Annotated in this window: 25 protein-coding genes and 1 riboswitch; of the genes, 10 read left to right on the top strand and 15 right to left on the bottom strand. The window is 54.7% G+C overall.

The features are described 5' to 3' along the window. Positions 1-127: 127 nt before the first annotated feature. Both H0S68_RS14035 and cspE read left to right on the top strand, forming a co-directional pair. Complete coding sequence (locus H0S68_RS14035; RefSeq protein WP_071593021.1) at positions 128-244, top strand: DUF2627 domain-containing protein; 117 nt, start codon at positions 128-130, stop codon at positions 242-244. 41 nt (positions 245-285) lie between these two features. Continuing rightward, positions 286-495, top strand: a complete 210-nt coding sequence (gene cspE, locus H0S68_RS14030) for a transcription antiterminator/RNA stability regulator CspE (RefSeq protein ID WP_002221949.1) — start codon at positions 286-288, stop codon at positions 493-495. A gap of 52 nt (positions 496-547) precedes the next feature. On the opposite strand, the gene pgeF is transcribed toward cspE, so the two are convergent. Beyond that, complete coding sequence (gene pgeF, locus H0S68_RS14025) at positions 548-1,264, bottom strand: peptidoglycan editing factor PgeF (protein ID WP_116928022.1); 717 nt, start codon at positions 1,262-1,264, stop codon at positions 548-550. A gap of 142 nt (positions 1,265-1,406) precedes the next feature. Here pgeF and rlmA point away from each other — a divergent pair, with 142 nt between their 5' ends. Continuing rightward, on the top strand, positions 1,407-2,228 hold the full coding sequence (gene rlmA / locus H0S68_RS14020; protein ID WP_217331347.1) for a 23S rRNA (guanine(745)-N(1))-methyltransferase: 822 nt from the start codon (positions 1,407-1,409) through the stop codon (positions 2,226-2,228). Between the two features lie 100 nt (positions 2,229-2,328). Here the strand turns inward: rlmA and mntP are convergent, their stop codons facing one another. From mntP to manX, 5 genes are all read right to left on the bottom strand, one after another. Beyond that, positions 2,329-2,898 (bottom strand): manganese efflux pump MntP, encoded by a 570-nt coding sequence (gene mntP / locus H0S68_RS14015; protein WP_041414651.1) that lies wholly within the window; start codon positions 2,896-2,898, stop codon positions 2,329-2,331. A gap of 7 nt (positions 2,899-2,905) precedes the next feature. Further along, positions 2,906-3,093, bottom strand: a riboswitch (yybP-ykoY riboswitch). Between the two features lie 221 nt (positions 3,094-3,314). Continuing rightward, complete coding sequence (locus H0S68_RS14010; protein ID WP_020827301.1) at positions 3,315-3,773, bottom strand: DUF986 family protein; 459 nt, start codon at positions 3,771-3,773, stop codon at positions 3,315-3,317. 54 nt (positions 3,774-3,827) lie between these two features. Then, positions 3,828-4,670 (bottom strand): PTS mannose transporter subunit IID, encoded by an 843-nt coding sequence (locus H0S68_RS14005; protein WP_012145539.1) that lies wholly within the window; start codon positions 4,668-4,670, stop codon positions 3,828-3,830. Positions 4,671-4,685: 15 nt separating this feature from the next. Continuing rightward, a complete protein-coding gene (locus H0S68_RS14000; RefSeq protein WP_017893113.1) occupies positions 4,686-5,486 on the bottom strand; it encodes a PTS mannose/fructose/sorbose transporter subunit IIC in 801 nt (266 codons plus the stop codon). Positions 5,487-5,541: 55 nt separating this feature from the next. Next, entirely contained in the window at positions 5,542-6,513 is a 972-nt protein-coding gene (gene manX, locus H0S68_RS13995) for a PTS mannose transporter subunit IIAB (protein ID WP_046373327.1), read from the bottom strand. Positions 6,514-7,088: 575 nt separating this feature from the next. Between manX and H0S68_RS13990 the strand changes: the two genes are divergently transcribed. Further along, a complete protein-coding gene (locus tag H0S68_RS13990) occupies positions 7,089-8,633 on the top strand; it encodes a TerC family protein (RefSeq protein WP_046373328.1) in 1,545 nt (514 codons plus the stop codon). A gap of 15 nt (positions 8,634-8,648) precedes the next feature. Here the strand turns inward: H0S68_RS13990 and H0S68_RS13985 are convergent, their stop codons facing one another. The 4 genes from H0S68_RS13985 to pabB all read right to left on the bottom strand — a co-directional run bounded on the left by H0S68_RS13985 (position 8,649) and on the right by pabB (position 14,305). Further along, positions 8,649-10,265 carry an EAL domain-containing protein gene (locus tag H0S68_RS13985; protein WP_128864722.1) on the bottom strand — a complete coding sequence of 539 codons (1,617 nt, stop codon included), beginning with the start codon at positions 10,263-10,265 and terminating at the stop codon, positions 8,649-8,651. A 281-nt stretch (positions 10,266-10,546) separates the two neighbouring features. Continuing rightward, the gene (gene sdaA, locus H0S68_RS13980) at positions 10,547-11,911 is read right to left on the bottom strand and encodes an L-serine ammonia-lyase (RefSeq protein WP_041414647.1); all 1,365 of its coding nucleotides are present in this window, start codon (positions 11,909-11,911) and stop codon (positions 10,547-10,549) included. A gap of 445 nt (positions 11,912-12,356) precedes the next feature. Then, positions 12,357-12,935 carry a CoA pyrophosphatase gene (locus tag H0S68_RS13975; protein WP_046373330.1) on the bottom strand — a complete coding sequence of 193 codons (579 nt, stop codon included), beginning with the start codon at positions 12,933-12,935 and terminating at the stop codon, positions 12,357-12,359. Beyond that, positions 12,932-14,305, bottom strand: a complete 1,374-nt coding sequence (gene pabB / locus H0S68_RS13970; RefSeq protein WP_259217543.1) for an aminodeoxychorismate synthase component 1 — start codon at positions 14,303-14,305, stop codon at positions 12,932-12,934. Before pabB ends, H0S68_RS13975 begins: the two co-directional genes overlap by 4 nt. A gap of 500 nt (positions 14,306-14,805) precedes the next feature. Between pabB and H0S68_RS13965 the strand changes: the two genes are divergently transcribed. Together H0S68_RS13965 and H0S68_RS13960 are read left to right on the top strand one after the other, a co-directional pair. Next, positions 14,806-15,813: a glycosyltransferase gene (locus H0S68_RS13965; protein WP_410528778.1), complete on the top strand. Its 1,008-nt coding sequence runs from the start codon at positions 14,806-14,808 to the stop codon at positions 15,811-15,813. A 63-nt stretch (positions 15,814-15,876) separates the two neighbouring features. Further along, positions 15,877-16,122: a YoaH family protein gene (locus H0S68_RS13960; RefSeq protein ID WP_020827293.1), complete on the top strand. Its 246-nt coding sequence runs from the start codon at positions 15,877-15,879 to the stop codon at positions 16,120-16,122. A 33-nt stretch (positions 16,123-16,155) separates the two neighbouring features. Here H0S68_RS13960 and purT read toward each other — a convergent pair whose 3' ends face one another. After that, complete coding sequence (gene purT, locus H0S68_RS13955) at positions 16,156-17,334, bottom strand: formate-dependent phosphoribosylglycinamide formyltransferase (protein WP_410528777.1); 1,179 nt, start codon at positions 17,332-17,334, stop codon at positions 16,156-16,158. Positions 17,335-17,575: 241 nt separating this feature from the next. Here purT and dbpA point away from each other — a divergent pair, with 241 nt between their 5' ends. The 4 genes from dbpA to yebF all read left to right on the top strand — a co-directional run bounded on the left by dbpA (position 17,576) and on the right by yebF (position 20,148). Then, positions 17,576-18,958 (top strand): ATP-dependent RNA helicase DbpA, encoded by a 1,383-nt coding sequence (gene dbpA, locus H0S68_RS13950; protein ID WP_048760146.1) that lies wholly within the window; start codon positions 17,576-17,578, stop codon positions 18,956-18,958. Positions 18,959-19,046: 88 nt separating this feature from the next. After that, entirely contained in the window at positions 19,047-19,370 is a 324-nt protein-coding gene (locus H0S68_RS13945) for a YebG family protein (RefSeq protein ID WP_115058644.1), read from the top strand. A gap of 39 nt (positions 19,371-19,409) precedes the next feature. Continuing rightward, positions 19,410-19,718: a N(4)-acetylcytidine aminohydrolase gene (gene yqfB / locus H0S68_RS13940; RefSeq protein WP_020827289.1), complete on the top strand. Its 309-nt coding sequence runs from the start codon at positions 19,410-19,412 to the stop codon at positions 19,716-19,718. Positions 19,719-19,788: 70 nt separating this feature from the next. After that, complete coding sequence (gene yebF / locus H0S68_RS13935; RefSeq protein ID WP_197821050.1) at positions 19,789-20,148, top strand: protein YebF; 360 nt, start codon at positions 19,789-19,791, stop codon at positions 20,146-20,148. Positions 20,149-20,231: 83 nt separating this feature from the next. On the opposite strand, the gene H0S68_RS13930 is transcribed toward yebF, so the two are convergent. From H0S68_RS13930 to H0S68_RS13915, 4 genes are all read right to left on the bottom strand, one after another. Next, positions 20,232-20,795 carry a lipoprotein gene (locus tag H0S68_RS13930; RefSeq protein ID WP_020827287.1) on the bottom strand — a complete coding sequence of 188 codons (564 nt, stop codon included), beginning with the start codon at positions 20,793-20,795 and terminating at the stop codon, positions 20,232-20,234. Between the two features lie 154 nt (positions 20,796-20,949). Beyond that, positions 20,950-22,590, bottom strand: a complete 1,641-nt coding sequence (locus tag H0S68_RS13925; protein ID WP_410528776.1) for an ABC1 kinase family protein — start codon at positions 22,588-22,590, stop codon at positions 20,950-20,952. Positions 22,591-22,617: 27 nt separating this feature from the next. Further along, entirely contained in the window at positions 22,618-23,265 is a 648-nt protein-coding gene (gene grxB / locus H0S68_RS13920) for a glutaredoxin 2 (RefSeq protein WP_142815081.1), read from the bottom strand. Positions 23,266-23,394: 129 nt separating this feature from the next. Then, on the bottom strand, positions 23,395-23,643 hold the full coding sequence (locus H0S68_RS13915; protein ID WP_020827284.1) for a hypothetical protein: 249 nt from the start codon (positions 23,641-23,643) through the stop codon (positions 23,395-23,397). Between the last annotated feature and the right edge of the window lie 34 nt (positions 23,644-23,677).

Here is a 23,677-nt window from a genome sequence, read left to right as displayed (position 1 = left end):
TTAAGCTTATATTGCTCTCGACCGTTTCAAATATGTGCGACAGCTCCATCAGTGATTAAAAATGGCTTGCCATCGAATACAGAGTATGTGATAACGCATCTGGGTAAAACGAGGTACAGTTCTGTATATGTGTGGCATTTTCAGTAAAGAAGTTCTGAGTAAAAACGTTAGCGTTGAATACCGCTTCTCTGCCGATCCTTATCTTAGTGCCTCAAGCAGTAACGACTCTAGTTTGTCTATGTAACGCCTACGGGCGGTTTAAACAATCCAAAGGAAATACTCAAGATGGCAAAGATCAAAGGTCAAGTTAAGTGGTTCAACGAATCTAAAGGTTTCGGTTTCATCACTCCAGCTGACGGCAGCAAAGACGTGTTCGTACACTTCTCTGCAATCCAGGGTAACGGCTTCAAAACCCTGGCTGAAGGCCAGAACGTTGAGTTCGAAATCCAAGATGGCCAGAAAGGCCCATCTGCAGTAAACGTTACTGCAATCTAATCAGCGTCAGCTGTACAAAAAACCCGCCTTGGTGCGGGTTTTTTCGTTTCTGTTATTCGCCGGTGATAATAATGGCCGCGTACTGGTTGCGTCCGGTGATGCCCGGGTGGGTGGGATCCTGTTCGCGACGGTGACTGTTGCGCCGATAGCTGGTGTATTTAAAGCGCTGTGGCTGGAGCGGGTCGGTATTTGGCGTGCAGATAGTGCAACTGCCGGCACGGTCCACGGCGGCGAACCCCAGCTCGCGAAGTTTGGATTCGGCGATTGCGGCCAGATCCAGGTGACGATAGTGGGGGCTGATTAAGCTGGCGGGCAGCGGCAACTGCTGTTTGAACCGTTCGACCAGCTCTTCGTTCACCTCATAACAGCATGGGCCGGCCGCAGGGCCGATGGACGCGACCCAGTTGGTGGTTGAGTCATCTTGTGCGATACGCGCCGCCAGTTGCTCCAGAACGCCATCCAGCAGCCCACGCCAGCCGGCATGCACGGCTGCAATGGCCGAGCCGTCATGGCGGCTGAAAATCACCGGCAGGCAGTCTGCCGTTAACACGCTGAGCAGAATGCCCGGCTGGCGGGTATAGAACCCATCGGCTTCACCGCACGCCTGTGCTGCCTGCGTTACGTCGACAATGCGCGTGCCGTGTACCTGTTTTTTTTCCGGCAAGGTGGCGCGATAGGGCTGCAGATGCCCAGGCAGCAACGCGCTCTTATTGCCGAAACCGTGTCGAATAGCGGGAACGCGGTTGAGAAGCGGGGAATAGTCGGTCATAAACGTCTTTACCTGCGTCAGAAAACTTAGCGTCAGTGTAGTCAGTTTTTTTCCTGCTTGGCTAGCCCCCATGGGATGCGCCTTGCATCACACAGAAGCCTTCTTTAGACTAGCCGCGCCGTATCTCTCTGGAACCCAAGCCATGTCTTATCAGTGCCCTCTGTGCCATCAGCCGCTTCATTTTTCCTCACCGCAATGGCGTTGCGACGCTAACCATCAGTTTGACTGCGCCAAAGAGGGCTACGTCAACCTGCTGCCGGTACAGCACAAGCGTTCGAAGCAACCCGGCGACAGTACGGAAATGATGCAGGCGCGGCGCGCGTTCCTGGATGGCGGTTTTTATCGGCCTTTGCAGCAGCGGGTAGCCGAGCTGTTGGATGAGGCGCTGGCACCCGACGCACAGGCGCTGCTGGATATCGGCTGCGGCGAGGGGTACTACACGGCGGAAGTGGCTGCCCGATTGACGCAACAACGCAATATGACCCTGTATGGGCTGGATGTCGCCAAGGTGGCGATCCGCTATGCGGCCAAGCGTTATCCTGCGGTGTCATTCTGCGTAGCGTCGAGCCATCGTCTGCCGTTCGCCGATGCATCTTTAGACGCCATTCTGCGTATTTATGCGCCCTGCAAGGCGGAAGAACTGGCCCGGGTGGTGAAACCCGGTGGCGTCGTGGTGACTGTATCGCCTGGTCCACGCCATCTGTATCAGTTAAAAGAGCAGGTTTATCAGCAGGTGCAACTGCATGCTGAACAGAATGAGCAGTTCGCAGGCTTTGACTGTGAGCGGGTCGAATCGCTGGCCTACCCGATGACGCTGCCGGGCGAGCAGGCGGCCAATCTGCTGCAGATGACGCCTTTTGCCTGGCGGGCCTCTCCGGAGGTCCAGCAGCGCCTGAGTGCCAGTGAGACCTTCCTCTGCGAAACAGATTTCGTTATTGCGCTCTATCGCCGCCGGCATGCTTAATGCCGCCCGACAGTGTGCGGGCCAGCGATGACCTGACCAACTAAGGTGGGCAGAAACAAAAAACCTGCCGTTGGCAGGTTTTTCTTTGGGTGCTGTCGGTTCAGGCGAGGTAGCCCAAATGCTCCAGCAGAATATTGACGCCGATGGCGATCAGCACCACGCCGCCAAGGATCTCGGCACGTTTACCGAGTAATGGCCCAATAAAGCGGCCAATCATCATGCCCAGCGTCGCCATAATCATGGTGGCCATGCCGATCGCCATGGCGGTGTGCACAATGTTCACCTGTAGGAAGGCCAGGCCGACGCCGATAGCCATCGCGTCCAGACTGGTGGCGATAGCCGTGGCCACCAGCAGCCAGAATCCGTGACGCTTCACTTTCTCTTCTTCTTCAGGGCGGTTTCTGACGCCTTCGACAATCATGCGCATACCGAGAATAAACAGCAGCGAGAAGGCGACCCAGTGATCCCACTCCATGATGTATTGACTGGCGAACAGGCCGATGCCCCAACCGATAATTGGCGTAATGGCTTCAACCACGCCGAAGATGAGTCCGGTGCGTAGCGCTTCACGAAAGCGGGGCTGATGCAGGCTGGCACCTTTGCCGATCGATGCGGCAAACGCATCCATAGACATGCCAAAAGCGAGAATGAGTGTAGCTGACAAGTTCATGTAAAATAGCCTCGGCCGGGCGGCTCCATATACACGTAACCCACCCCCAACCATACGACGGAGTTACGTGTCTATGGTCTCGCCAACCTTACCTGGCTGCCCGCACCACGTTTTAATGATTAAAACGAGTATGTTGATACGGGCGTTTCTGGCGTTTAATTGTCCAGAAACCGGCTACTCCCCAATGACGGCGCAACCATACCATATTATTTCCGTTGGCAACAACCCTTATTCCCCATGGATATTTATTTGGAATTGATAATTATTTTCATTAATGAAATATGCAAGACGGAATATAATGTAGGCGAGTGCAATAATGTTGCATAAATAATAATCAGGTAGCCTTATGCGCTGGTGATTAATTATCCACATTCAGCGCATGGCGAGAACAGAGGTTCTGTTGGGGTTATTTTTAATCACTGATTTTCAACAAAAAAGTGATATATTTTTTCCAGATCGTCTAATTGCGTGACCTGAATCAGCAGTCTGCGCCGCTCCAGATCGATGACCAGAATGCCATCCTCGGATAAATTCATGGCCTTAATGCGGTTATATTCGATAAACGCATTGGCATAAAAGAAACCCTGCGCTTTAAACAACATCTTGGGCCAGCGAATATAGGATATGTAGACGGCGATCAGTGCTAAAGAAATAAGCAGATAGGTGGTTAATGCAGCACCCTGTGTCGTGACATTACGATAAATCAGAATGGCAATCAGACCGACAAAGATCAGACAATCAATCCGGTTACGTCGTTTTAGCTGTACCTTGAGCAGCGTTTTGCCCTTCAGCAGGTTCATCCCGAATTCGTCGTAAATCGCATACACCAGCATCAGCGCGGTGAAAATCAGTAATACGCCATCGGTCAGCGACATCTTTCAACTCCACAAATAAAAAAACCGGGGGTTTCCCCCCGGCTGATAATCGTCTTACAGGCCCAGCAGGCCAACCCAGTAACCAAAGATACCGATGGCGAAGAAGCCGATGATGATCCACAGCGCATTCACTTTCCTGCGCAGCAGCCACATACAGCCAAAGGTCAGCAGTAACGGCACCAGGCCCGGCATCAACTGGTCGAGGATAGTCTGCACCGTGGTCACCGTGGTATGCCCGGTCTGGTCGGTGATTTTAGACACCACCAGCGGGATATTCACGTGCGTCCACTTGTTAACCAATGCCCCCATGACAAACAGGCCGAGAATCGACGCTCCTTCCGTCAGTTTTTGCAGGAAGCCGCCGCCCATGTCGTTAACGATATCCACCCCTTTGCGGTAGCCGTAGGCCACGCCGTAATAGCGGGTCAACAGGCGCACCAGGTTGAACAGGACGAAGAATAAAATCGGACCCAGCAGGCTGCCGCTCATGGCGATACCGGCACCAAGCGCGGCGAATACCGGACGAACGGTCCCCCAGAAAATCGGGTCGCCTACGCCGGCCAGAGGCCCCATCAAGCCGACCTTGATGCCGTTGATTGCCGCATCGTCGATCGGCGCGCCGTTAGCGCGTTGCTCTTCCATTGCCATGGTCACGCCAAGCACCGGCGCCGCCACGTAAGGGTGGGTGTTGAAGAACTCCAGATGGCGTTTAATCGCTTGTTTGCGATCGTCGTTATTTTCCGGGTAAAGGCGACGGATCACCGGCACCATGGAGAAGCAAAAACCCAGCGCCTGCATACGTTCGAAGTTCCATGAACCCTGGAACAGGTTCGAACGCATAAACACACCGCGAATATCGGCTGGCGTGAGTTTCTTTTGAGCTGTTGTATCAACCATTTCTCTCACCTATTCCTAGTCCAGTTCGTTATCGAGGTCGTTGGCGTTAGCCGGGCCGGCTTGCACAACTTGTGACTTGTTGTATTTCGGGCTGAGCTGGATATACAGCACGGCCATCACCACGCCGATAACGCCGAGCGCGACCAGGTTAAAGTTGGTGAAGGCGGCGGTAACGAAGCCGAGGTAGAAGAATGGCATCAGATAACCGGCACGCATCATGTTGATCACCATGGCGTAACCGACCACCACGATCATCCCGCCGGCGATGTTCAGGCCGCTGGTGACGACTTCCGGGATCGAGTTAAGCAGCGCGTGAACGCCAGAAGTGCCGACCGAGATAGCGACGATAACCGCCGGGATAGCGATACGCATCGCCTGCAACAGCAGGGCGGAAATATGCAACCAGGTGATGGCGCGTAAACTGCCGCGTTCTGCCGCGCTGTCCGCAGCGTGCTGGAAGGCGACGGTCAGGGTACGCACGATGATGGTCAGAACTTGTCCGGCTGCCGCCAGCGGGATGGCCAGGGCGATACCGGCACCGACGCTTTGTCCGCCGGCAATAACCAAAATGGTGGAAATAATGGACGCCAATGCCGCATCTGGCGCAACCGCCGCACCGATGTTCATCCAGCCCAGGGCGATCATCTCCAGCGTACCGCCGATGATGATACCGGTTTTCATGTCACCGAGGATAAAACCGATCAGGGTACAGGCGACCAGCGGACGGTGAAATTGAAACTCGTCGAGAACGGAACCCATCCCGGCGATACAGGCAACGATAAATATCAGTACAATCTGAAGAGTGGTAATCTCCATTGCACTTCTCCTATGACCAAAGATCTCTGAGTAAAATAATTACTGGCTGTCGCCATTAATTGAGTTTGTTAATCAGGTCCATCATTTTTAACCGGCTGTCGGACGAGACTTTACGCACTTCCAATTCAATACCGCGCTCGTTTAATTTCTTAAACGCTTCGATATCTTTTTCGTCAACCGACACGGCATTGTTCACCTGCGTTTTGCCCTGGCGGAACGCCATGCCACCGATATTCACCGACTTGATATCCACACCGGCTTCCACCAGGCGCCAGACGTCGGTCGGATTGGTAAACAGCAACATCACGCGATCGCCGGCGTATTTCGGGTTGTTCCACACGCGAATGGCTTTCGCTACGTCAACCACGTGTGCGGTGACGCCCGGCGGGGCAACCTGGGTCAGCAAGGTTTTGCGAACGTGGTCGGCGGCAACTTCGTCGCTGACCACGATAATGCGGCTGACGTCGGTTTCCTTGGTCCAGCGGGTCGCTACCTGGCCGTGGATCAGGCGGTCATCGATACGGGCCAGGCCGATTTTCATATGGTCATTGGGCCCCAGCGGCGCTTGTGGGGCAGCGGGTTTGGCGGCGGGAGAACTCTGCGGTGCCGCGGGCTTAACACTCTCTTCTGCCGGTTTTTTCAGCGCTTTCACGCCCTCACGGCCGGTTTCCAACGCCAGGGCGACCAATTCGTCGAAGCTGGGGTTGTCGTCTCGTGCCATGAAGGTTTCCACCAGCATGGGAATGTTAACCCCGGTGACGACCTCATAATTTTCTTTATCGACGGCGATGCGGCTGGCCGCATTGAACGGGCTGCCGCCCCAGGTATCGACCAGGAACAGGACGCCACCGCTGGTGTCGAGTCCGCTGATTTTCCCGTTGTATTTCTCGATTAACGTTTCGGCATTTTCTCCGGGGACGAAATCTATAAAAGCGACGTTGTCCTGTTCGCCCAATAGCATCTCCGTCGTTTTCAGCAATTGTTCCGCTGCGGTCCCGTGTGTGCCGATGATAATAGCTATTGCCACTCGCTACCTCCTCATTGAACTTCGTGCACGGATTGTGTCGGTCTTTAGTTCATTTGCTTCCTGGCAGTCACTTCCGCGGTTCAGATACATTATGGTAGAAATCTGGAAACCCGCTCTTAACATTTCTCGCGCAGTTTCAAATGCCTGTGCGCGTTGTTCCACGTTAGCGCCATTTATTTTAGTGAGTGAAAAAATAAATTTTGTGACGTTGCTCTGTTATTGAGCGCTCGGATAAGTCCTAACGCAGCGTTTGAGGAATTAAACAACAGAGCTGTTACAAGAGAATGCAGAAGGTAAAAAAGCTTCTTTGCCGGCTAAAAATTTCCTGCTAGAGTATTTCCTCTTTCATATTTAGGAGTGAAGGGCCTCAGCCCACCCTATGGACTGTCACCGAAGTTACTGTTTTTCAAGGTTCCACCCGCCACCTGCTGGCGTTGCAAACATCACACGGCCGCTCGGCCATTCCCCGGTACTACAATCCCGTTATCTTGCTGTTGTTGTCAGCGCTAATCCTGCGTCGGCATTCTCACGCCTGAGCACCGCTCGGCAATCCTGTCTTTTTTTCGGAGTCTGATATGGAATTTTTAATGGACCCCTCAATTTGGGCTGGGTTACTGACACTTGTCGTGTTGGAAATTGTACTGGGTATCGACAACCTGGTGTTTATCGCCATTTTGGCCGATAAGCTGCCGCCGAAGCAGCGTGATAAAGCGCGTATCCTCGGATTGTCGCTGGCGCTGTTTATGCGTCTGGGCCTGTTGTCGGTGATTTCCTGGATGGTTACGCTGACCACGCCGCTGTTTAGCGTCGCGGACTTCAGCTTCTCCGGCCGCGATCTGATCCTGCTGTTCGGTGGTGTTTTCCTGTTGTTCAAGGCCACCATGGAATTGCACGAACGGCTGGAAGGGCAGACGCATCAGGATGGTGCCAACCGCGGTTACGCCAAGTTCTGGGCGGTGGTGGTGCAAATTGTGATCCTTGACGCAGTGTTCTCGCTCGACGCGGTGATTACCGCCGTGGGGATGGTGAACGACCTGCCGGTGATGATGACCGCCGTGGTTATCGCTATGGTGGTGATGTTGGTGGCCTCCAAACCGCTGACTAACTTCGTGAATGCGCACCCGACTATTGTGGTGCTGTGTCTGAGCTTCCTGTTGATGATCGGCTTGAGCCTGATCGCCGAAGGCTTTGGCATGCATATTCCGAAAGGCTATCTGTACGCTGCGATTGGCTTCTCGATCCTGATTGAGCTGTTTAACCAAATCGCGCGACGTAACTTTATCAAGCACCAGGCCCATCGCCCGATGCGTGAACGCACCGCCGAGGCGATTATGCGTCTGATGGGGCAACAGCGTGCGCAGCAGACGGATGAAGCGGCACCGTTGCCGGTGAATGAAACCTTCGCGGAAGAAGAGCGCTATATGATCAGCGGCGTGTTGACGCTGGCCTCGCGTTCACTGCGTAGCGTGATGACACCGCGTACCGAAATTTCATGGGTGGATTGCGATCGTTCCCGTGAAGAGGTGCGCGAACAGCTGTTGGATACTCCACACAGCCTGTTCCCGGTTTGTCGTGACTCGTTGGATGAAATTATCGGCGTGGTGCGTGCCAAGGATCTGCTGGTGGCGGTAGAACGGGGCGAAGACATCGCCGAGTTTGCCGCGCGCACACCGCCGATCGTGGTGCCGGAAACCATGGACGTGATTAATCTGTTGGCAGTGCTGCGTCGCGCCAAGGGGCGACTGGTGGTGGTCACCAATGAGTTCGGCGTCGTGCAGGGGCTGGTGACGCCTTTGGACGTGCTGGAAGCCATTGCCGGTGAGTTCCCCGATGAGGATGAGACGCCGGATATCGTGGTGGAAGCCGACAGCTGGCTGGTAAAAGGCGGTGCCGATATGCACTCGCTGGAGCAGGCGCTAAACTGCGAAGATCTGGTCAGCCCGACGGCAGATTACGCCACCTTGGCTGGGTTCCTGCTGGCCCATTACGGCCAAATGCCGGTGGTGGGGGACGTGGTGGAGCTTAACCGGCTGCGCTTCGAAGTCATTGAGGTGTCAGAGTACCGCATTGAGCTGGTGCGCATCACCAAAGTGGAGCCTCACGACGAGGAACATCAGTAACAGAAGCCGGAGGCATCATGCCTCCGGTTTTTTTTCCAGCCCTGCCTTTTGCTCTTCCCGCTGATTCCCCGTCCGTAACCGCGATTCGTACTGCTGTAGCCACAGCGGGAAAACATGGATTGGCATTGGCTTGGCAAAATAGAAGCCTTGCAGGGCATTCACGTCGTGCGAGCGCAAATATTCAACCTGTTCGGCGGTTTCTACCCCTTCAGCCACCAGTTTCAATTTCAGGCGCTGTGCCAACGTAATAATGGTATCGGTGACCGTGGCGTTAATGGCATCGGTACCGATGGCGGCGGTAAACCCGCGATCGATCTTCAACACGTCCGGGCTGAGTTTTTTCAGGTAGCTGAGCGAGCTGTGCCCGGTGCCAAAGTCATCGATCGCCAGCATAATGCCCATCTCCTTCAGCGTTTTGATTTGCTCATACTGAATTTCTGACAGCGCGGTGCGTTCGGTCAGCTCCAGCATCAGCGACGGCATCGGTTCGGCAGGCAGCCACAGACGGCGAATGTCATCGATGATGGTCACCGCGTTGAAATGCTCCGCGGCGACGTTGATGCTGATATAAAACGACGGACGCGGCGGGAATAACTGCAGATTTTCCACTACGGTGCTTATCAGGTAGCGGGTCAGGGGAATGATTAACCCATGCTGTTCCGCCAACGGGATGAACACGTCGGGGGAGATCCAGCCCTGGCGTTTGTTTTTCCAGCGTAGCAGGGTTTCAACCCCAACGCAGCGACCGGTTTCAGCGTTGATGATCGGCTGACAGTAAACGCGGAATTCGCGATGAGAAATGGCATGTCCTATATGGTACGAAAGGCTCATGCGATTCGCGGTGAGCAGGTACACCACGTAGGCTGCCAGCAGGCTGATCAACAACGACAGCGGAACATGGCGCGGCAGTGCCGCCAGCGCCAGCATGCCGGCCTGAGGACCGAACAGCGAGACAGAGAACGGGTATTGCGTAGATTTCGCGGTATAGCGCAAATCGGTTATCAGGCTATCGCTGCGCAGGATCTCGCGGCGACCGTATTCCAAACTGTAATCTCCGACGTTCAGCACCACCCGCTGCGCATAGGGTTCCTGAGGCTCGAGCAGAAAGTTTGCCAGCAGTTCAATATTAAAGACGTGCAAGACGCCGTTACGGCGATCATTATCCGCCTCTGGCGTCCACATGATCAGGGTGGGGACGCCTTTGGCGACCGACAGCGAAGGGCGCAGCGCCAGCTTCGCGCCATCGTTTGCTATTGCGGGCAAAATAGCGCTGAAAACATACTTGCGGGAACCAAACAGGCTGGAACAGTAAATAACACCATCCTTGACCAGCAGCATTGCCCGAAGCGCCTGGTTTTGCGCGGCGCGAAAGCGCAGTGTGGGCATGACGGTTTCACAAGTGGAGGTCAGCAGGGGCATGGAGCGTTTGGCCTGTTGCTCAGCCGGCAGCAGCAGATTGTTGATCTTGGCGACGGTGCGATTGGCAAGCACCTGTCGATTGTGTTCGATGGTGCCGATTTCCTGATAGTAGCGGGTGTAAAGCGACAACAGTAGAATAGCCAACCCGACCGCCCCGGCTAGCAGCCAACGGTAATAGCGGTATTTGGTCACGGTAAGTTGGGTCATCAACATCGCTAAATCCTTGTTCGGTAAGCCAGCCCAGAATCACCGTCAGGCCAAACAGTCCAAAATGATACTCGGCTAATTCTAGCCTGTCGTTATACAAGAGTGATGGTAACCCAGTAAATTATTTAAATTTGGCGAAACAGAGGGGGAAATTGTGGGTTAACCGCAGGATCGATGTGACGTTGCCGACATATTTTACTGTGACATTGTCACTTAATTGGCGTTAGCGATTTGATTATCAACAAATTCTGGCAAGAAAAACCCCGCCATAAAGGCGGGGTTTGGGGTTAATCGCACTGCACTTTTATTGCCAGACCGCCACGCGAGGTTTCTCGGTATTTAGCGTTCATGTCTTTACCGGTTTCATACATGGTCTCGATCACCTTATCCAGTGACACGCGAGGCTCACTGGTACGGCGCAGCGCCATGCGCGCCGAGTTGATCGCCTTCACCGAAGCAATGGCATTACGCTCGATGCAAGGCACCTGAACCTGACCGGCAACCGGGTCACAGGTTAGCCCCAGGTTGTGCTCCATGCCGATTTCCGCCGCGATGCAAACCTGTTCTGGGCTGCCGCCCAGCAGTTCGGCCAAACCGGCCGCTGCCATGGAACAGGCCACGCCGACTTCGCCCTGGCAGCCCACTTCGGCGCCAGAGATAGACGCGTTCATTTTGTACAGAGCACCGACCGCGCCCGCTGCCATAAAGTAACGGATGTAAATATCCGGGCTGACGGATTCGATAAAGTGGTCATAGTAAGCCAGCACGGCCGGTACGATGCCGCAGGCGCCGTTGGTCGGGGCGGTGACCACGCGGCCACCGGCGGCGTTCTCTTCGTTGACCGCCAGCGCGAACATATTGACCCAGTCAATGACGTTCATCGGATCGCTGGACAATTTGTCGGAAGAGACCAGCAGGCGACGTAATGCGGAAGCACGACGCGGTACGCGCAGCGGACCAGGCAGCACGCCTTCGGTGTTCAGGCCACGGTCGATACAGGCGCGCATGGTCTGCCAGATATTGCCGAAGTAGGTTTCGATCTCCTGCTTGCTGTGCAGCGCCAGTTCGTTCTGCATCACCATGCCGGACAGCGACAGGCCGGTTTCACGACAATGCTCCAGCATTTCACGCGCAAAATTGAACGGGTAAGGAACGCTCAATTCATGCGCATCGGTTTTGCCGAAATTCTCTTCATCGACGATAAAACCACCGCCGATAGAATAGTAAGTCTTGCTGTAAACTTGTTTATCCCCGGCGAAGGCGTGGATTTGCATGCCGTTCTCATGCAGCGGCAGGTTATCGCTGCGGAACACCATGCCGCCGTCACGCGGGAAATCTACCTCATGCAGGCCGCTGGCCAGCATCAGTCTTTGACGTTGTTCTACATCGCGAATAAAACCCGGGATGCTATCGATATCAACGGTATCCGGCATGTTGCCTGCCAGGCCGAGGATGATAGCGATATCGGTATGGTGACCTTTACCGGTCAATGAGAGTGAGCCGTAAACGTCTACGGCAACACGCGTGATAGAAGGCATCAGGCCTTTATTTACCAGATCGTCGACAAACTGTTTGCCGGCTTTCATCGGTCCAACCGTATGAGAGCTGGACGGGCCGATGCCGATCTTAAACATGTCGAAAACGCTAATCACGCTAAAACTCCTTAGAGGCATATTGTTATGGCTGCATCGGTTAAAAACCGTGCAGGGAACAGCGATATTGTAAAAGGGCCGTACGGGTTCGGTTGCCTTTTTCGCATGAAATAAAATAATCCTTGGTGTCAGTCCTGTTTATGATTGCCGCAGGCGCTCGGCCAGTCGAAGAACAGCCGCCACCTAAACTCGGTTAATGGCAATCGCGCCAGCTTCCACTGCTGAACGCGGCCGGCTTAAACCCTGCTGAAATAGTGGTTTATTCCGGACGGCGGTATTTTACAGGTATTTCGTAAGGTTGAAGAGAGGGTTTACAGTTTTTTTAAAACTCTGATAGCCAGAACGGTAGTTGAAAAAGCAAACAAATGAAGTGATGCCGATCGCTTTACCCGTGCCGCTGGTGCAGGTAACCGTTTGGCTTGTGAACGGCGTCACGGAATTGGGGCTAAATGCTGACCTGTTGCGCCAGGCGGCGAATGATTGCCGCGGTCAATCCCCAGACAAATTGACTCTGATACCAGGAGAGATAAATACGGTGCGAATGACCGGCGCGCTGAATATCCAGCGGGTAATAGCGTGAGAGGGTCAGCGCTTCGTGCAAAGGCATTTCGAAAACGTCGGCCACTTCATCTTCATTGGCGCTAAATTGCACGTCGGGTGAGATCAGGCCGACAACCGGAGTGACCTGGAAACCGGTGCTGCTGTCGAGCGGGGCCAGTTGGCCAAGGATAGTCACCGCCTGGGGCGGGATTGCCACTTCCTCCTGGGCTTCACGCAGGGCGGTAATAATCGCTGAGCCGTCTTCGGCATCGGTTTTACCGCCGGGAAATGCCACCTGGCCCGGATGTTTTCGTAGTGAGTCGGCACGGCGGGTGAGCAGCAGCGTGGGCTCGGGCCGGCAGATAATGGGTATCAGCACCGCCGCAGGGCGAACGTTATGCGAAATCTGTGACGCCTGCGGCAATTGCAGCTGGAAGCGGCTGATAAACGCCGCCAGCGAAGTCGGATAAGTCGGTTGGCTCACGAAGCGATAAACTCCCCCAGTTGCGGTAGGATGCGGCCGACTTTATCGAAAGTTTCCTGATATTCCGCCTGTTCCTGGCTGTCGGCTACGATGCCGCCACCGGCCGAACAGTAAATGCGGCCACTTTCGGTGAACAAAGTGCGGATGGTGATGTTGGTGTCCATGGTGCCACAGGCGCTGATATAGCCGATACTGCCGCAGTAGGCGTTACGCCGCTGTGGCTCCAGCTCTTCGATAATTTCCATCGCCCGTACCTTGGGCGCACCGGTAATAGATCCGCCCGGGAAGCAGGCGCGCAACAGCTCAGTTGCTGGTGTGCGTTCGGGCAGGAGGGCGGTGATGGTGCTGACCAGATGATGTACCGCCGGGAAAGGCTCCACCACGAACAGTTCGGGAACTTTGACGCTGCCCGGTTCGGCGACGCGGCCGATATCGTTGCGCAGCAGATCGACAATCATCAGGTTTTCCGCGCGATCTTTGGCGGAATTCGCCAACCGTTGCGCCTGCTGCGCATCTTGCTCCGCATCGGCCAGCCGCGGCAGCGTGCCCTTGATAGGGCGGGTTTGGATCTGCTGGTTCTCCAGCCACAAAAAACGCTCGGGCGAAACGCTCAGTACGGCGTTGTCCGGCAGACGTAAAAAAGCAGAGAAGGGGGCTCGATTGCTGGCGCTCAGTTGCTGAAAGGCTTGCCATTCATCGCCCTGATAATCTGCGGAAAAGCGTTGAGTCAGATTGATTTGATAGCAATCGCCGCTGCGCAAATACTGCTGGATACGTTGGAATTTTTCACCATATTGCTGCCGTGTCATGTTGGCTTGCCAGCGGCTGGTCAAGGTGAAGTCTTGCTGAGGTTCAGATTGCTGGCTGCATAACCACTGCCAGCGTTGTTCAGTATCGCCATAGCTGAGCAGCGTTAGCGTCTTCTTATGGTGATCGGCAATCAGCGCCCAGTCGTAAATGCCAACCGCCATGTCCGGCAAGGTGATATCCGCCTGTGCCATTTGCGGCAGTTTTTCCACTCTGCGGCCCAGATCGTAACCGAATAGCCCCAGAGCGCCGCCCTGGAATGGCAAGTCGGTATTTGCTGCCGGATGTTGGTTTTGTTGTTCCAACTGCTGTTGCAGCAACTGGAAGGGATCTTCCTTCGATTGCCGTACCTCCGAGCCGTGACAGAGCTCTGTGATTTGCCCTCGGGTAGTCAGAGTGACCTTGGGGGCCGCGACCAAAATATCGAAACGGTTATGCGAATGTTCGGCAAAGCCGGAATGCAGCAACATGGCCCAGGGGTGTTGAGCAAGAGGAGCAAACAGCTCCAGCAGGGTGGTGGGGGTGTAGGGCAAAGATTTTAGATTGGGTGCGGTTGCGCTCATGGGCCTCAATAAACCTGACTGACGGGGCGGCTGTTTATGATGGCTATTCTGCCATATTCAGCCGATAGGCGCATGTCCTGGCATGTGTGGACAAAGCACACTTCACATAAACAATGAATCAACAAATTTGCAAATGAAGCATTTTTTGCGACTTCAACTATAATCCAATATGTTAAAAACTGCGTTATCAATTAATGACTCGGATATATCTTATCCATTGGAATCGGGTTTTATAAATTAAATCCTAGTAATTAGTTTTATTGCGTTATTACTTTTGATTGAGATCACAAAAATATCAGGCGAACTTATGACCTTGCCTGATAATACCGGTTCCCGGACGATAAATACCCAAAAAGAGCACGTTTCGTATAAAACTATAAACAGTAACAAGACGCATTTATACCCGTTTTATCGCCGGGCACTGCGTTCTAATTTAATTGCACCCTGATATTTTTAAAAAATAGAGATATTCATTCGTTACTTTTTGCGAAGAGCTGCCTATGCCCCTAATGCTGAGTGTCATCGTCCCGTTACATAACGTGGGTGAACTGTTTGAGCCGTTTTTGGCCTCGCTGTTAGCCCAACAGGAGCGGCGCCTGGAGGTGATCATCGTCAACGACGGATCCACTGACGGCTCTGGTGATATCGCCCACCGCTATGCCCAACGGCATCCTCATATTACCGTTATTGACCAGCTCAATGCGGGCGTATCCTGTGCGCGCAATGCCGGGTTGGCTGTAGCACGCGGAAAATATGTGGCATTTCCTGACGCGGATGATTTACTGACGCCGGAAATGTATGCAACCCTGATTGAAATGGCTGAAGAAAATCAATTGGATGTCATGCAGTGCAACGGTGAACGTTATTTCACCGACCAAGATGAACTGCAACCGATTATTCCGCAAAACCGCTTGGGTGACACCGGCGTTATTAGCGGAGTGAAATGGTTGGAACGCGCGCTCAAATCGAGAAAATTTATTCATGTGGTCTGGCTGGCGGTATATCGCCTTGATTTTATTAAACAGCATCGGTTGTATTTTGAACCGGGTTTGCACCACCAGGATATTCCCTGGACCACCGAGGTGATGTTTAATGCGCAGCGGGTGAAATATCTCAGTAAAACGTTGTATCGCCAGCGAGTGCACGATAAATCGATCAGCAACCGTCGCCGGACAGGCCAGGCCAACGTTGAATATCAACGCCATTATATGAAAATAGTGGAGATGCTGGTGGCGTTGAACCAGCGCTATGCGCGGAAAATCAGTATCCGTCCTGCTTTTCACTGGCAGATCACCCGTGAAGCCTTGGGGATCTGTCACAGCATTCGTCGTGAACCTGAACTGGCTGCCCAGTGCCGGATCACCGATGAGTTCTACCAGCGCGGTATCGATCGCGCGATGTCCACCAACGTGCGCGGCCTTAAGCAGGGTTGGCACGTCATGCTCTGGTTGCATCGCCTGAAACAGTGGCGACACGGCGATCATTGCTCACAACCGGCCGCTGAATAACAGGCGTTGGGATCCGCCGGTTTAAGGGGTATACTCGCCCTCCATTTTACCGGAGAGAAACACATGCTTGCAGGTATGCCGTCGTTAAGCCATCTAGAGCAGCAGGAAGCTGCGGATCGTATCCATCAGTTGATGGAACAAGGCATGAGCAGTGGTGAAGCCATCGCACGGGTTGCGCAGGAAATCCGTGAAAAACATCAGGGTGACCAGGTTAGCGTTATGTTCGATGACGAAGATGACGATGAAGAGTATCAGGAACGCCCGGACGATCAGGGTGATGATGACTCGGAAGAAGACGAAAACTATTGATGTTGCAGGGGCCGGCAAGCCGGCCCCAAAGCCTTAACCTTCAATGACCACCGCAGCAGCAGCCTGCTTGGCCGACTCTACCGCCAACTCGATATTTTCAGCTGTCGCCAACGCGACGCCCATCCGACGTTGACCTTCAATTTCCGGCTTGCCGAACAAACGCAGCTGATTGTGGCCGGTCAGTGCACGATCCAGCCCGCTGAAACGCAGGTCGCTACTGGTAAGCTGTGGCAGGATCACCGCCGAGGCAGAAGGGCCGAACTGACGGATTGCGCCAATCGGCAGACCGAGGAAAGCACGCACGTGCAGTGCAAATTCAGACAGGTCTTGTGAAATCAGTGTCACCATGCCGGTATCGTGTGGGCGCGGTGAAACCTCGCTGAAAATCACTTCGTCGCCACAGACAAACAGCTCGACGCCGAACAGGCCAAATCCACCCAGTGCCTTCACCACGTTTTCCGCAATTGCCTGCGCGCGGCTGAGCGCCAGTTCGCTCATCTGCTGCGGCTGCCAGGACTCACGGTAATCCCCGTCTTCCTGACGGTGTCCGATCGGTGCGCAGAAATGTACGCCATCGACGGCGCTGATGGTCAGCAGAGTGATTTCAAAATCGAACTTCACCAGGCCTTCGACAATCACCCGTCCCCCGCCGGCACGGCCACCCTGTTGGGCGTAATCCCAGGCGGTTTTCAGCTGCTCCGGGCTGCGGATCAGGCTTTGGCCCTTGCCGGAAGAGCTCATGACAGGTTTGATGATGCATGGGTAGCCGATTTGGTCGACGGCCTGACGGAAGGCTTCTTCACCGTCGGCAAAACGGTAGCTGGAGGTCGGCAGGCCGAGCGTTTCTGCCGCCAGGCGACGGATGCCTTCGCGATTCATGGTCAGGCGCGTCGCTTCTGCGCACGGCACCACACGGTGCCCTTGCTGCTCCAGTTCAACCAGCATGCCGGTGGCGATAGCTTCGATCTCCGGCACGATGTAGTTAGGACGTTCCTGTTCAATCACGGCTTTCAGCGCATTGCCGTCCAGCATGTTAATAACGTGGCTGCGATGGGCGACGTGCATGGCCGGGGCATTGGCGTAACGATCTACGGCAATCACCTCCAGCCCCAAACGCTGGCATTCGATGGCAACTTCTTTACCCAGCTCGCCGGAGCCGAGCAGCATAACGCGGGTGGCGGAGGGGCGCAGGGCGGTTCCAATAGTTAACATAGTCTCGTACCTGGATCTGTGGAGAGTAATGCGGTCTGATTATGGGCGAGCAGTATATACGAAAACGTTTGCGTGTGCAGCCGGTGGCACACGCGTTGTCGGTTTCTGGGGTAAAACCCCGACTGATGGCTTTTTTTATGCGTGAAATCCGTAATCCAGACTATCTCTGTTATCATCTGCGGTTGATTCGGTGCTGCCGTGGGCGCGCCGCCATTCCATTTGCCATATAAGAGTTATCGCCGTGAGCACAGTTTCTTTTTCTTCCCTGCCGCTGCCAGCCGAACAGTTGGCCAACCTCAACGAACTGGGGTATGCCGAAATGACGCCGGTGCAGGCTGCCGCATTGCCCGCCATCCTGAAAGGGCAGGACGTACGTGCCAAAGCAAAAACCGGCAGCGGTAAAACGGCGGCGTTCGGCATTGGCCTGCTGGACAAAATCAACGTTTCCCAAGTGGCCGCTCAGGCACTGATCCTGTGCCCGACGCGTGAGCTGGCGGACCAGGTGAGCAAAGAATTGCGTCGTCTGGCGCGCTTCACTCAGAACATCAAAATTCTGACCCTGTGCGGGGGCCAACCGATGGGGCCGCAGCTCGATTCGCTGGTGCACGCGCCGCATATCGTGGTGGGCACGCCGGGGCGTATTCAGGAACACCTGCGCAAGAAAACGCTGGTGCTGGATGAACTGAAGGTGCTGGTGCTGGACGAAGCCGACCGCATGCTGGACATGGGCTTTGCTGACGATATCGACGATGTGATCAGCTACACGCCGCCGCAACGTCAGACGCTGCTGTTCTCTGCAACCTATCCGAGCGGGATCGAACGCATCAGCGCTCGCGTGCAGCGCGAGCCGCTGAATGTGGAAGTGGACGACGGTGAAGAGCAAACCACCATCGAACAACGTTTCTACGAAACGACCCGCGATCAACGCCCGGCGGTATTGGTGTCGGCGATTCGTCATTACCAACCTTCTTCTTGCGTGGTGTTCTGCAACACCAAACGCGATTGCCAGAGCGTGTACGAAGCGCTGGAAGCGCGAGGCATTAATGTCCTGGCGCTGCATGGCGATCTGGAACAGCGCGATCGCGATCAGGTGCTGGTGCGTTTTGCCAACCGCAGCTGCCGGGTGCTGGTAGCAACTGACGTTGCTGCGCGCGGTCTGGATATTAAAGAGCTGGAGTTGGTGGTCAACTACGAGCTGGCGTTCGATCCGGAAGTGCACGTGCACCGCATCGGCCGTACCGGCCGTGCCGGCTTGAGCGGCCTGGCGATCAGCCTGTGTACGCCACAGGAAATGACGCGCGCGCATGCGATTGAAGAGTATCTGCAGATCAGAGTTAACTGGGCCCCGGTGTCCGAGTTAAGCGGGGCGGGAAACACCACGCTGGAAGCCGAAATGGTCACCCTGTGCATCGACGGCGGGCGTAAAGCCAAGATCCGTCCTGGCGATATTCTCGGCGCACTGACCGGCGAGGCCGGGTTGACGGCGGCGGAAGTGGGTAAAATCGACATGTTCCCGGTGCATGCCTACGTGGCGATCCGCAAGGCCAGCGCGCGTAAGGCGCTGCAGCAGCTGCAGCAAGGCAAAATCAAGGGTAAGAACTGCAAGGTGCGGTTGTTGAAATAAGTCGCGTCAGGGGTGCGCTTGCATCCCTGCGTATAATCACCTTATACTGGTTATAAATACAGTATTCTAACCTTTGAGGAATGCACACATGGCGGTTGAAGTTAAATATGTGGTGGTGAGAAACGGTGAGGAAAAGATGACTTTCGCGACCAAGAAAGAAGCCGACGCTTACGACAAAATGCTGGATCTGGCCGACAGCCTGGGTGAGTGGCTGCAGCAGGCTCCGCTTGAGCTGGATGACGAACAGCGAGAAGGCCTGAGCTTCTTCCTGGCGGAAAACAAAGATGCGCTGGGGCAGATTTTGCGCGGCGCGACGCCGACTGAAACACCGAAGAAAGCTGCCAAAGTGAAAACGGAAAAACCTGCTGCTACCCCAAAAGAGGGATCTGCGTCAGAAAAGCAGGCAGCATAATGACTTATGTTGCGGTAATGTGATGAAAAAGGATCTAGAATGAGCCGTGAAATAACTTTCTTCACTCGTTTTGAGCAAGACATTTTGGCCGGGCGCAAGACCATTACCATTCGGGACGCCAGTGAGTCTCACTTTCAACCCGGTGAGGTTTTACGCGTTAGCCGCAATGAAGACGGTGTTTTCTTCTGCATGATTGAAGTGCTGTCGGTTACGCCGGTGCGTTTGGATGCGTTAACCGAGCAGCACGCCCAGCAAGAAAACATGTCGCTCAGCGAACTGAAGCAGGTGATCAAGGAAATCTATCCGGGGCTCGATGAGCTGTTCGTCATCACCTTCGCCAAACGCTGATCTTTTGCCAGACCAGTTGTGAGCCAAGGGCAGGCGCCCGCGGGTAGCGTAAATCACAACTGGAGGGAATATGAAAGCAACGGGACTGAGTTTGGCCGTAGCACTGTTGGCCACGGTAGGTTTTACCACCACGGTGCAGGCGCAGGAACAACGCAGCGCGAAGGTGGCACAATGCGCGGGTCTGCAACCGACAGACGTCGCCGCTCAGGTGAAACGCGATTACCTGCAGAACCGCATTACGCGCTGGGAGTCGGATAAAAAGTTGCTGGGTACCGCTACCCCGATAGCCTGGATCAGTCCGGAGGCGATTACCGGCAAGGACGCGGTATGGCAGGTGCCGTTAACGGTGCGGGGCACCAAGCTGGATAAAACCTACAATGTCACCCTCGACTGCAACGCCGGTAAAATCACCTACAGCGAACCGCAATAATCTCACCGTTTTCCGGCGTATTAACGTCTGAAAAACATCAAGCCCGCGTTAACAGCGGGCTTTTTGTTTTTTTAGTGTCAGCGTCAGTCGGTAAATGGAATAACCAGTTCACCCGGCTTCACTTCCAACCCTTTAGCCAGTTTCTTGGCCATGGCTTCTGTTTTACTGTTATCCGGGTTCAGCACATAGGCCGGCTTTTGATCGAAATAGGATTTCAGCGATTGATTCAGATAAGGGGTCAGGGCCTTCATCACCGTCTGCATTTTCTCCGGCTGCACGCTGTAGTCGGTTAACTCCATGTCTTTGAGGAACACCGCGCCTTGCTCGCGGTCATACACCGGCTGCGCCTTCAGCGTCAGCTTCAGGTCCGCGGTCTGCGGGCCCAGAATGGAAGTGATATTCACTTTCGCATCGCCGGAAAGGGTAACCTTGCCCGGTTCGCTACGCCCAATTTGGCTCTTTAGCTGAGTCAGCACGATATTGGCGTCCAACAGCCCTGGCACGCCGATCTGCTTCTGGTAATCGTTGTGTTTTTGCAGGTAATCATTCACTTCCTGCTCGCTGAGCGTGTACTGGGTCAGCTGATTGCAGCCGACCAATGCGCCGGCGAACAGCAGGGCGGCTGCGCCCATCAGGATCTTTTTCATGTGTGCCTCATAGCTACTGCCAACGAAAATGCTGCAGATTATTGATTTGTCATTATAAACGCTCGCTGTCTGCGAAGGAAACCGTTGATGTCAGCGAGCAGGGTGATAGTGCGCGTGAAATGCCTGGCTACCTATCGGATAACGCTGAAACTGTTCAGCGCCGCAGACGCAGTACCAACAGCAAGACACCACCCAGGCAGGCCAGCGCGCCCAGCGCCGGAAACAGTGGAATACCCCACAACCGCAGGGAAGAGTGCATCAGATAGGGCGCCAGGCCCAACGCGAAGGCGGCGGTGACAATAGCAATGGCCAGCGTGATGGCGGCTCGCTCCAGTGCCTTGCTCAATTGATCAATATTCTTGACGTTGATATCGGCGCTGATTTTCCCGCCTTTGAGACGGCGCATCAGCAGCCGCAAGGTTTGCGGCAACTCTTCACTGGCGTCCAATGCCTCGCCGCCCAATGCCAGCATGCGCCGACGCACCGCCTCCGGGGTATAACGCTTCAGCATCACCTGTTGCAGCATAGGTTTCAGGGTGGCGATGATATCGAAATGGGGATCCAGCCGATGTAGCACGCCGTCGGCCGTGATTAACGCCTTGAACAGCAACACCAGGTCTGGCGGCAGTGCCAACTGATGCTCACGCACCATCACCAACAAATCGGTCAGCGCCTTGCCCAGTGTGAGAGTGGCAGAGGCTTGTTTATCGAGAAAGTTTTGCGCCGCCAACTCCAGATCCAGCAGATCCAAAGGATCGCTGTCCGACCAGGCGATCAAAGTGTTGACGATGCCGGCGGATTCTCGTTCGGCGATGGCCTGCAGCAACAGCAGCAATTGATTACGTCGCCGTTCGGAAAGCTGGCCGACCATACCGAAATCGATAAAGCCGACACGATTATCCGCTAACGCCATTACGTTACCCGGATGCGGATCGGCATGATAAAGACGGTGCTCCAGCACCATTTTCATAAAGGCCTGTGCGCCGCGCTGAGCGAGTAATGGGCCATCTAATCCTGCCGCCGCCAGTTGCTGCGGATTTTCCGGCGCGATACCCGGTAGAAATTCCTGCACCAGCAGGCGCTGAGACGACCATTGCCAGTAAATCTTCGGAATCACCACGTTGGGCTGCTGGGCAAACTGTTGGGCGACCCGTTCGCAGTTGTTACCCTCGTGAGTCAGGTCCAGTTCATGCGTCAGCGCGGTTGCCAGGGCTCTGACCATCTGCCGCGGACGATAACGGGCCAGCGCCGGGCTCTGTTGCTCCACGGTTTCCGCCAGATAGGTCAGCAGGCGCAAGTCGGCTTGAATGGTTTTTGCCAGGCCGGGACGTAACACCTTAATCACCACCGCTTCGCCGCTGTGCAGGCGGGCGCGGTAAATTTGCGCCATCGAGGCGGCGGCCAGCGGGGTTTCGTCAAATTCGGCGAACAGGCTGTGCGGGTCACCCTTCAAGTCTGCCCGGATCTGTGGTGCCAGTTGCTCCCACGAAAGGGTGCTTGCCTGACTGTGCAGACGGTCAAGTTCGTCGGTCCAGCTTGCGTCCAACAGATCTGAACGGGTAGCCAGGATCTGGCCGAACTTAACAAAGGTCGGCCCCAAGGCTTCCAGCGCCGCACGCAGGCGCTGCGGCAATGTTTGACCGTCTTGCCTTTCACTGCTGCCTTCAGCACCGCTTAACAGATTGCTCAGACCCAGCAGACGAATCACATCCTGCAATCCATAACGGATCAGCACGGTGGAGATTTCTTTCAGCCGTGCCCGATCGCGGGCAGTGACCAGCACCATTTTCAACATTTGCGCGCTATATCCTTATCGCGGGGGTTACTGTTCCATATCGAACAGCAGTGGGACGTCACTGCGTTGCGCCATACGGTTGCGATAAGCTTCTACGTTTTCCGGCAGCGTAAGTCCGGCGACGATCGACAGCGAACGCAGCAGGGGGAACAGGTGGATATCATCTTCCGACAGCGTGCCATTCACCGCGTCTGCGGAGACCACCAGGCCGGAAAGTGTTTGCAAGTCGTCCTCCAGTTGGGCAATCAGATCGGCACTGTCGGCAAGGTGCTCGGAAAAATCCCCGATCGAGGCCTGCTTTTTGTCGCTAAAGTACTGGCGTGCACTGTCAGTGGCGAACTCTTCGAAGTCGGCATTGGCAAAGCGCGGCAGCAGTAGGTTGATGCTGTAACCACCGACCCGCTGCAGCCAGTCGGCGATCGCCGGGTTGGTTTTACCGGTCAGCAGCGGCTTGCCGTCGAGGTTATCAACGTAACGCACGATATCCATGCTTTCAGGAAGATAGCTGCCGTCATCCTTTTGTAAAATCGGCGCCATTTTTTTGCCAATCATGCCGACAGGCGTCGCTTCATCGTCGTTGAGCAGGGTGACCAGGCGGACGGGCAGGTTTTTCAGGCCGAAAATCATGCGGGCTTTAACGCAGAATGGGCAATGATCGTAGATAAACAGTTTCATGCTTGCTCCGGTTGTCAGGTTTTAACAGCAATAGTTATCACAGCATACTGAGGCTGTCGCGAAAAGTTCTTGCTGGAAGGTGCGTAATTGTTGTTTGGCCCGTACAGACTGCGCGGGCCAAGGCAGAGATTATTTTTTTGTCGGAACGGAATTAATCACTTCTATCAAATGCATGCGTGCTTCTTCCAAATCGATTTTATCACGCTCGTTGCTGGCGTTGACAATCTGCAGCTGTTTGATGATGTCGCTCTTTAAAGTGGCATTGTCAGCGATGACGTGGGCCAGCGCTTTTTCTACCAATGTTGACCGCGCGTAGATCATGCGCAGGTTCAGTACCATGTGTTCCAACAGCTGCGGTAATTTGTCTTCTTCACTCATCGCCAACTTCTCCCGTTTATGTTTTTACTATCAG

This window comes from Serratia sp. AXJ-M (assembly GCF_046531865.1).
Classification (GTDB): Bacteria; Pseudomonadota; Gammaproteobacteria; order Enterobacterales; family Enterobacteriaceae; genus Serratia; species Serratia liquefaciens.
Note: the sequence above shows the minus strand (reverse complement) of the source record. Positions and strands in the feature narration are given on the sequence as shown.

Excerpts from the sequence above, each read along its gene's own strand:
- H0S68_RS14035 (WP_071593021.1), top strand. The coding sequence starts at position 128 with ATGTGTGGCATTTTCAGTAAAGAAGTTCTGAGTAAAAACGTTAGCGTT.
- cspE (WP_002221949.1), top strand. The coding sequence starts at position 286 with ATGGCAAAGATCAAAGGTCAAGTTAAGTGGTTCAACGAATCTAAAGGT.
- pgeF (WP_116928022.1), bottom strand. The coding sequence starts at position 1,264 with ATGACCGACTATTCCCCGCTTCTCAACCGCGTTCCCGCTATTCGACAC.
- rlmA (WP_217331347.1), top strand. The coding sequence starts at position 1,407 with ATGTCTTATCAGTGCCCTCTGTGCCATCAGCCGCTTCATTTTTCCTCA.
- mntP (WP_041414651.1), bottom strand. The coding sequence starts at position 2,898 with ATGAACTTGTCAGCTACACTCATTCTCGCTTTTGGCATGTCTATGGAT.
- H0S68_RS14010 (WP_020827301.1), bottom strand. The coding sequence starts at position 3,773 with ATGTCGCTGACCGATGGCGTATTACTGATTTTCACCGCGCTGATGCTG.
- H0S68_RS14005 (WP_012145539.1), bottom strand. The coding sequence starts at position 4,670 with ATGGTTGATACAACAGCTCAAAAGAAACTCACGCCAGCCGATATTCGC.
- H0S68_RS14000 (WP_017893113.1), bottom strand. The coding sequence starts at position 5,486 with ATGGAGATTACCACTCTTCAGATTGTACTGATATTTATCGTTGCCTGT.
- H0S68_RS13990 (WP_046373328.1), top strand. The coding sequence starts at position 7,089 with ATGGAATTTTTAATGGACCCCTCAATTTGGGCTGGGTTACTGACACTT.
- H0S68_RS13985 (WP_128864722.1), bottom strand. The coding sequence starts at position 10,265 with ATGTTGATGACCCAACTTACCGTGACCAAATACCGCTATTACCGTTGG.
- pabB (WP_259217543.1), bottom strand. The coding sequence starts at position 14,305 with ATGAGCGCAACCGCACCCAATCTAAAATCTTTGCCCTACACCCCCACC.
- H0S68_RS13965 (WP_410528778.1), top strand. The coding sequence starts at position 14,806 with ATGCCCCTAATGCTGAGTGTCATCGTCCCGTTACATAACGTGGGTGAA.
- H0S68_RS13960 (WP_020827293.1), top strand. The coding sequence starts at position 15,877 with ATGCTTGCAGGTATGCCGTCGTTAAGCCATCTAGAGCAGCAGGAAGCT.
- purT (WP_410528777.1), bottom strand. The coding sequence starts at position 17,334 with ATGTTAACTATTGGAACCGCCCTGCGCCCCTCCGCCACCCGCGTTATG.
- H0S68_RS13945 (WP_115058644.1), top strand. The coding sequence starts at position 19,047 with ATGGCGGTTGAAGTTAAATATGTGGTGGTGAGAAACGGTGAGGAAAAG.
- yqfB (WP_020827289.1), top strand. The coding sequence starts at position 19,410 with ATGAGCCGTGAAATAACTTTCTTCACTCGTTTTGAGCAAGACATTTTG.
- yebF (WP_197821050.1), top strand. The coding sequence starts at position 19,789 with ATGAAAGCAACGGGACTGAGTTTGGCCGTAGCACTGTTGGCCACGGTA.
- H0S68_RS13930 (WP_020827287.1), bottom strand. The coding sequence starts at position 20,795 with ATGAAAAAGATCCTGATGGGCGCAGCCGCCCTGCTGTTCGCCGGCGCA.
- H0S68_RS13925 (WP_410528776.1), bottom strand. The coding sequence starts at position 22,590 with ATGTTGAAAATGGTGCTGGTCACTGCCCGCGATCGGGCACGGCTGAAA.
- grxB (WP_142815081.1), bottom strand. The coding sequence starts at position 23,265 with ATGAAACTGTTTATCTACGATCATTGCCCATTCTGCGTTAAAGCCCGC.
- H0S68_RS13915 (WP_020827284.1), bottom strand. The coding sequence starts at position 23,643 with ATGAGTGAAGAAGACAAATTACCGCAGCTGTTGGAACACATGGTACTG.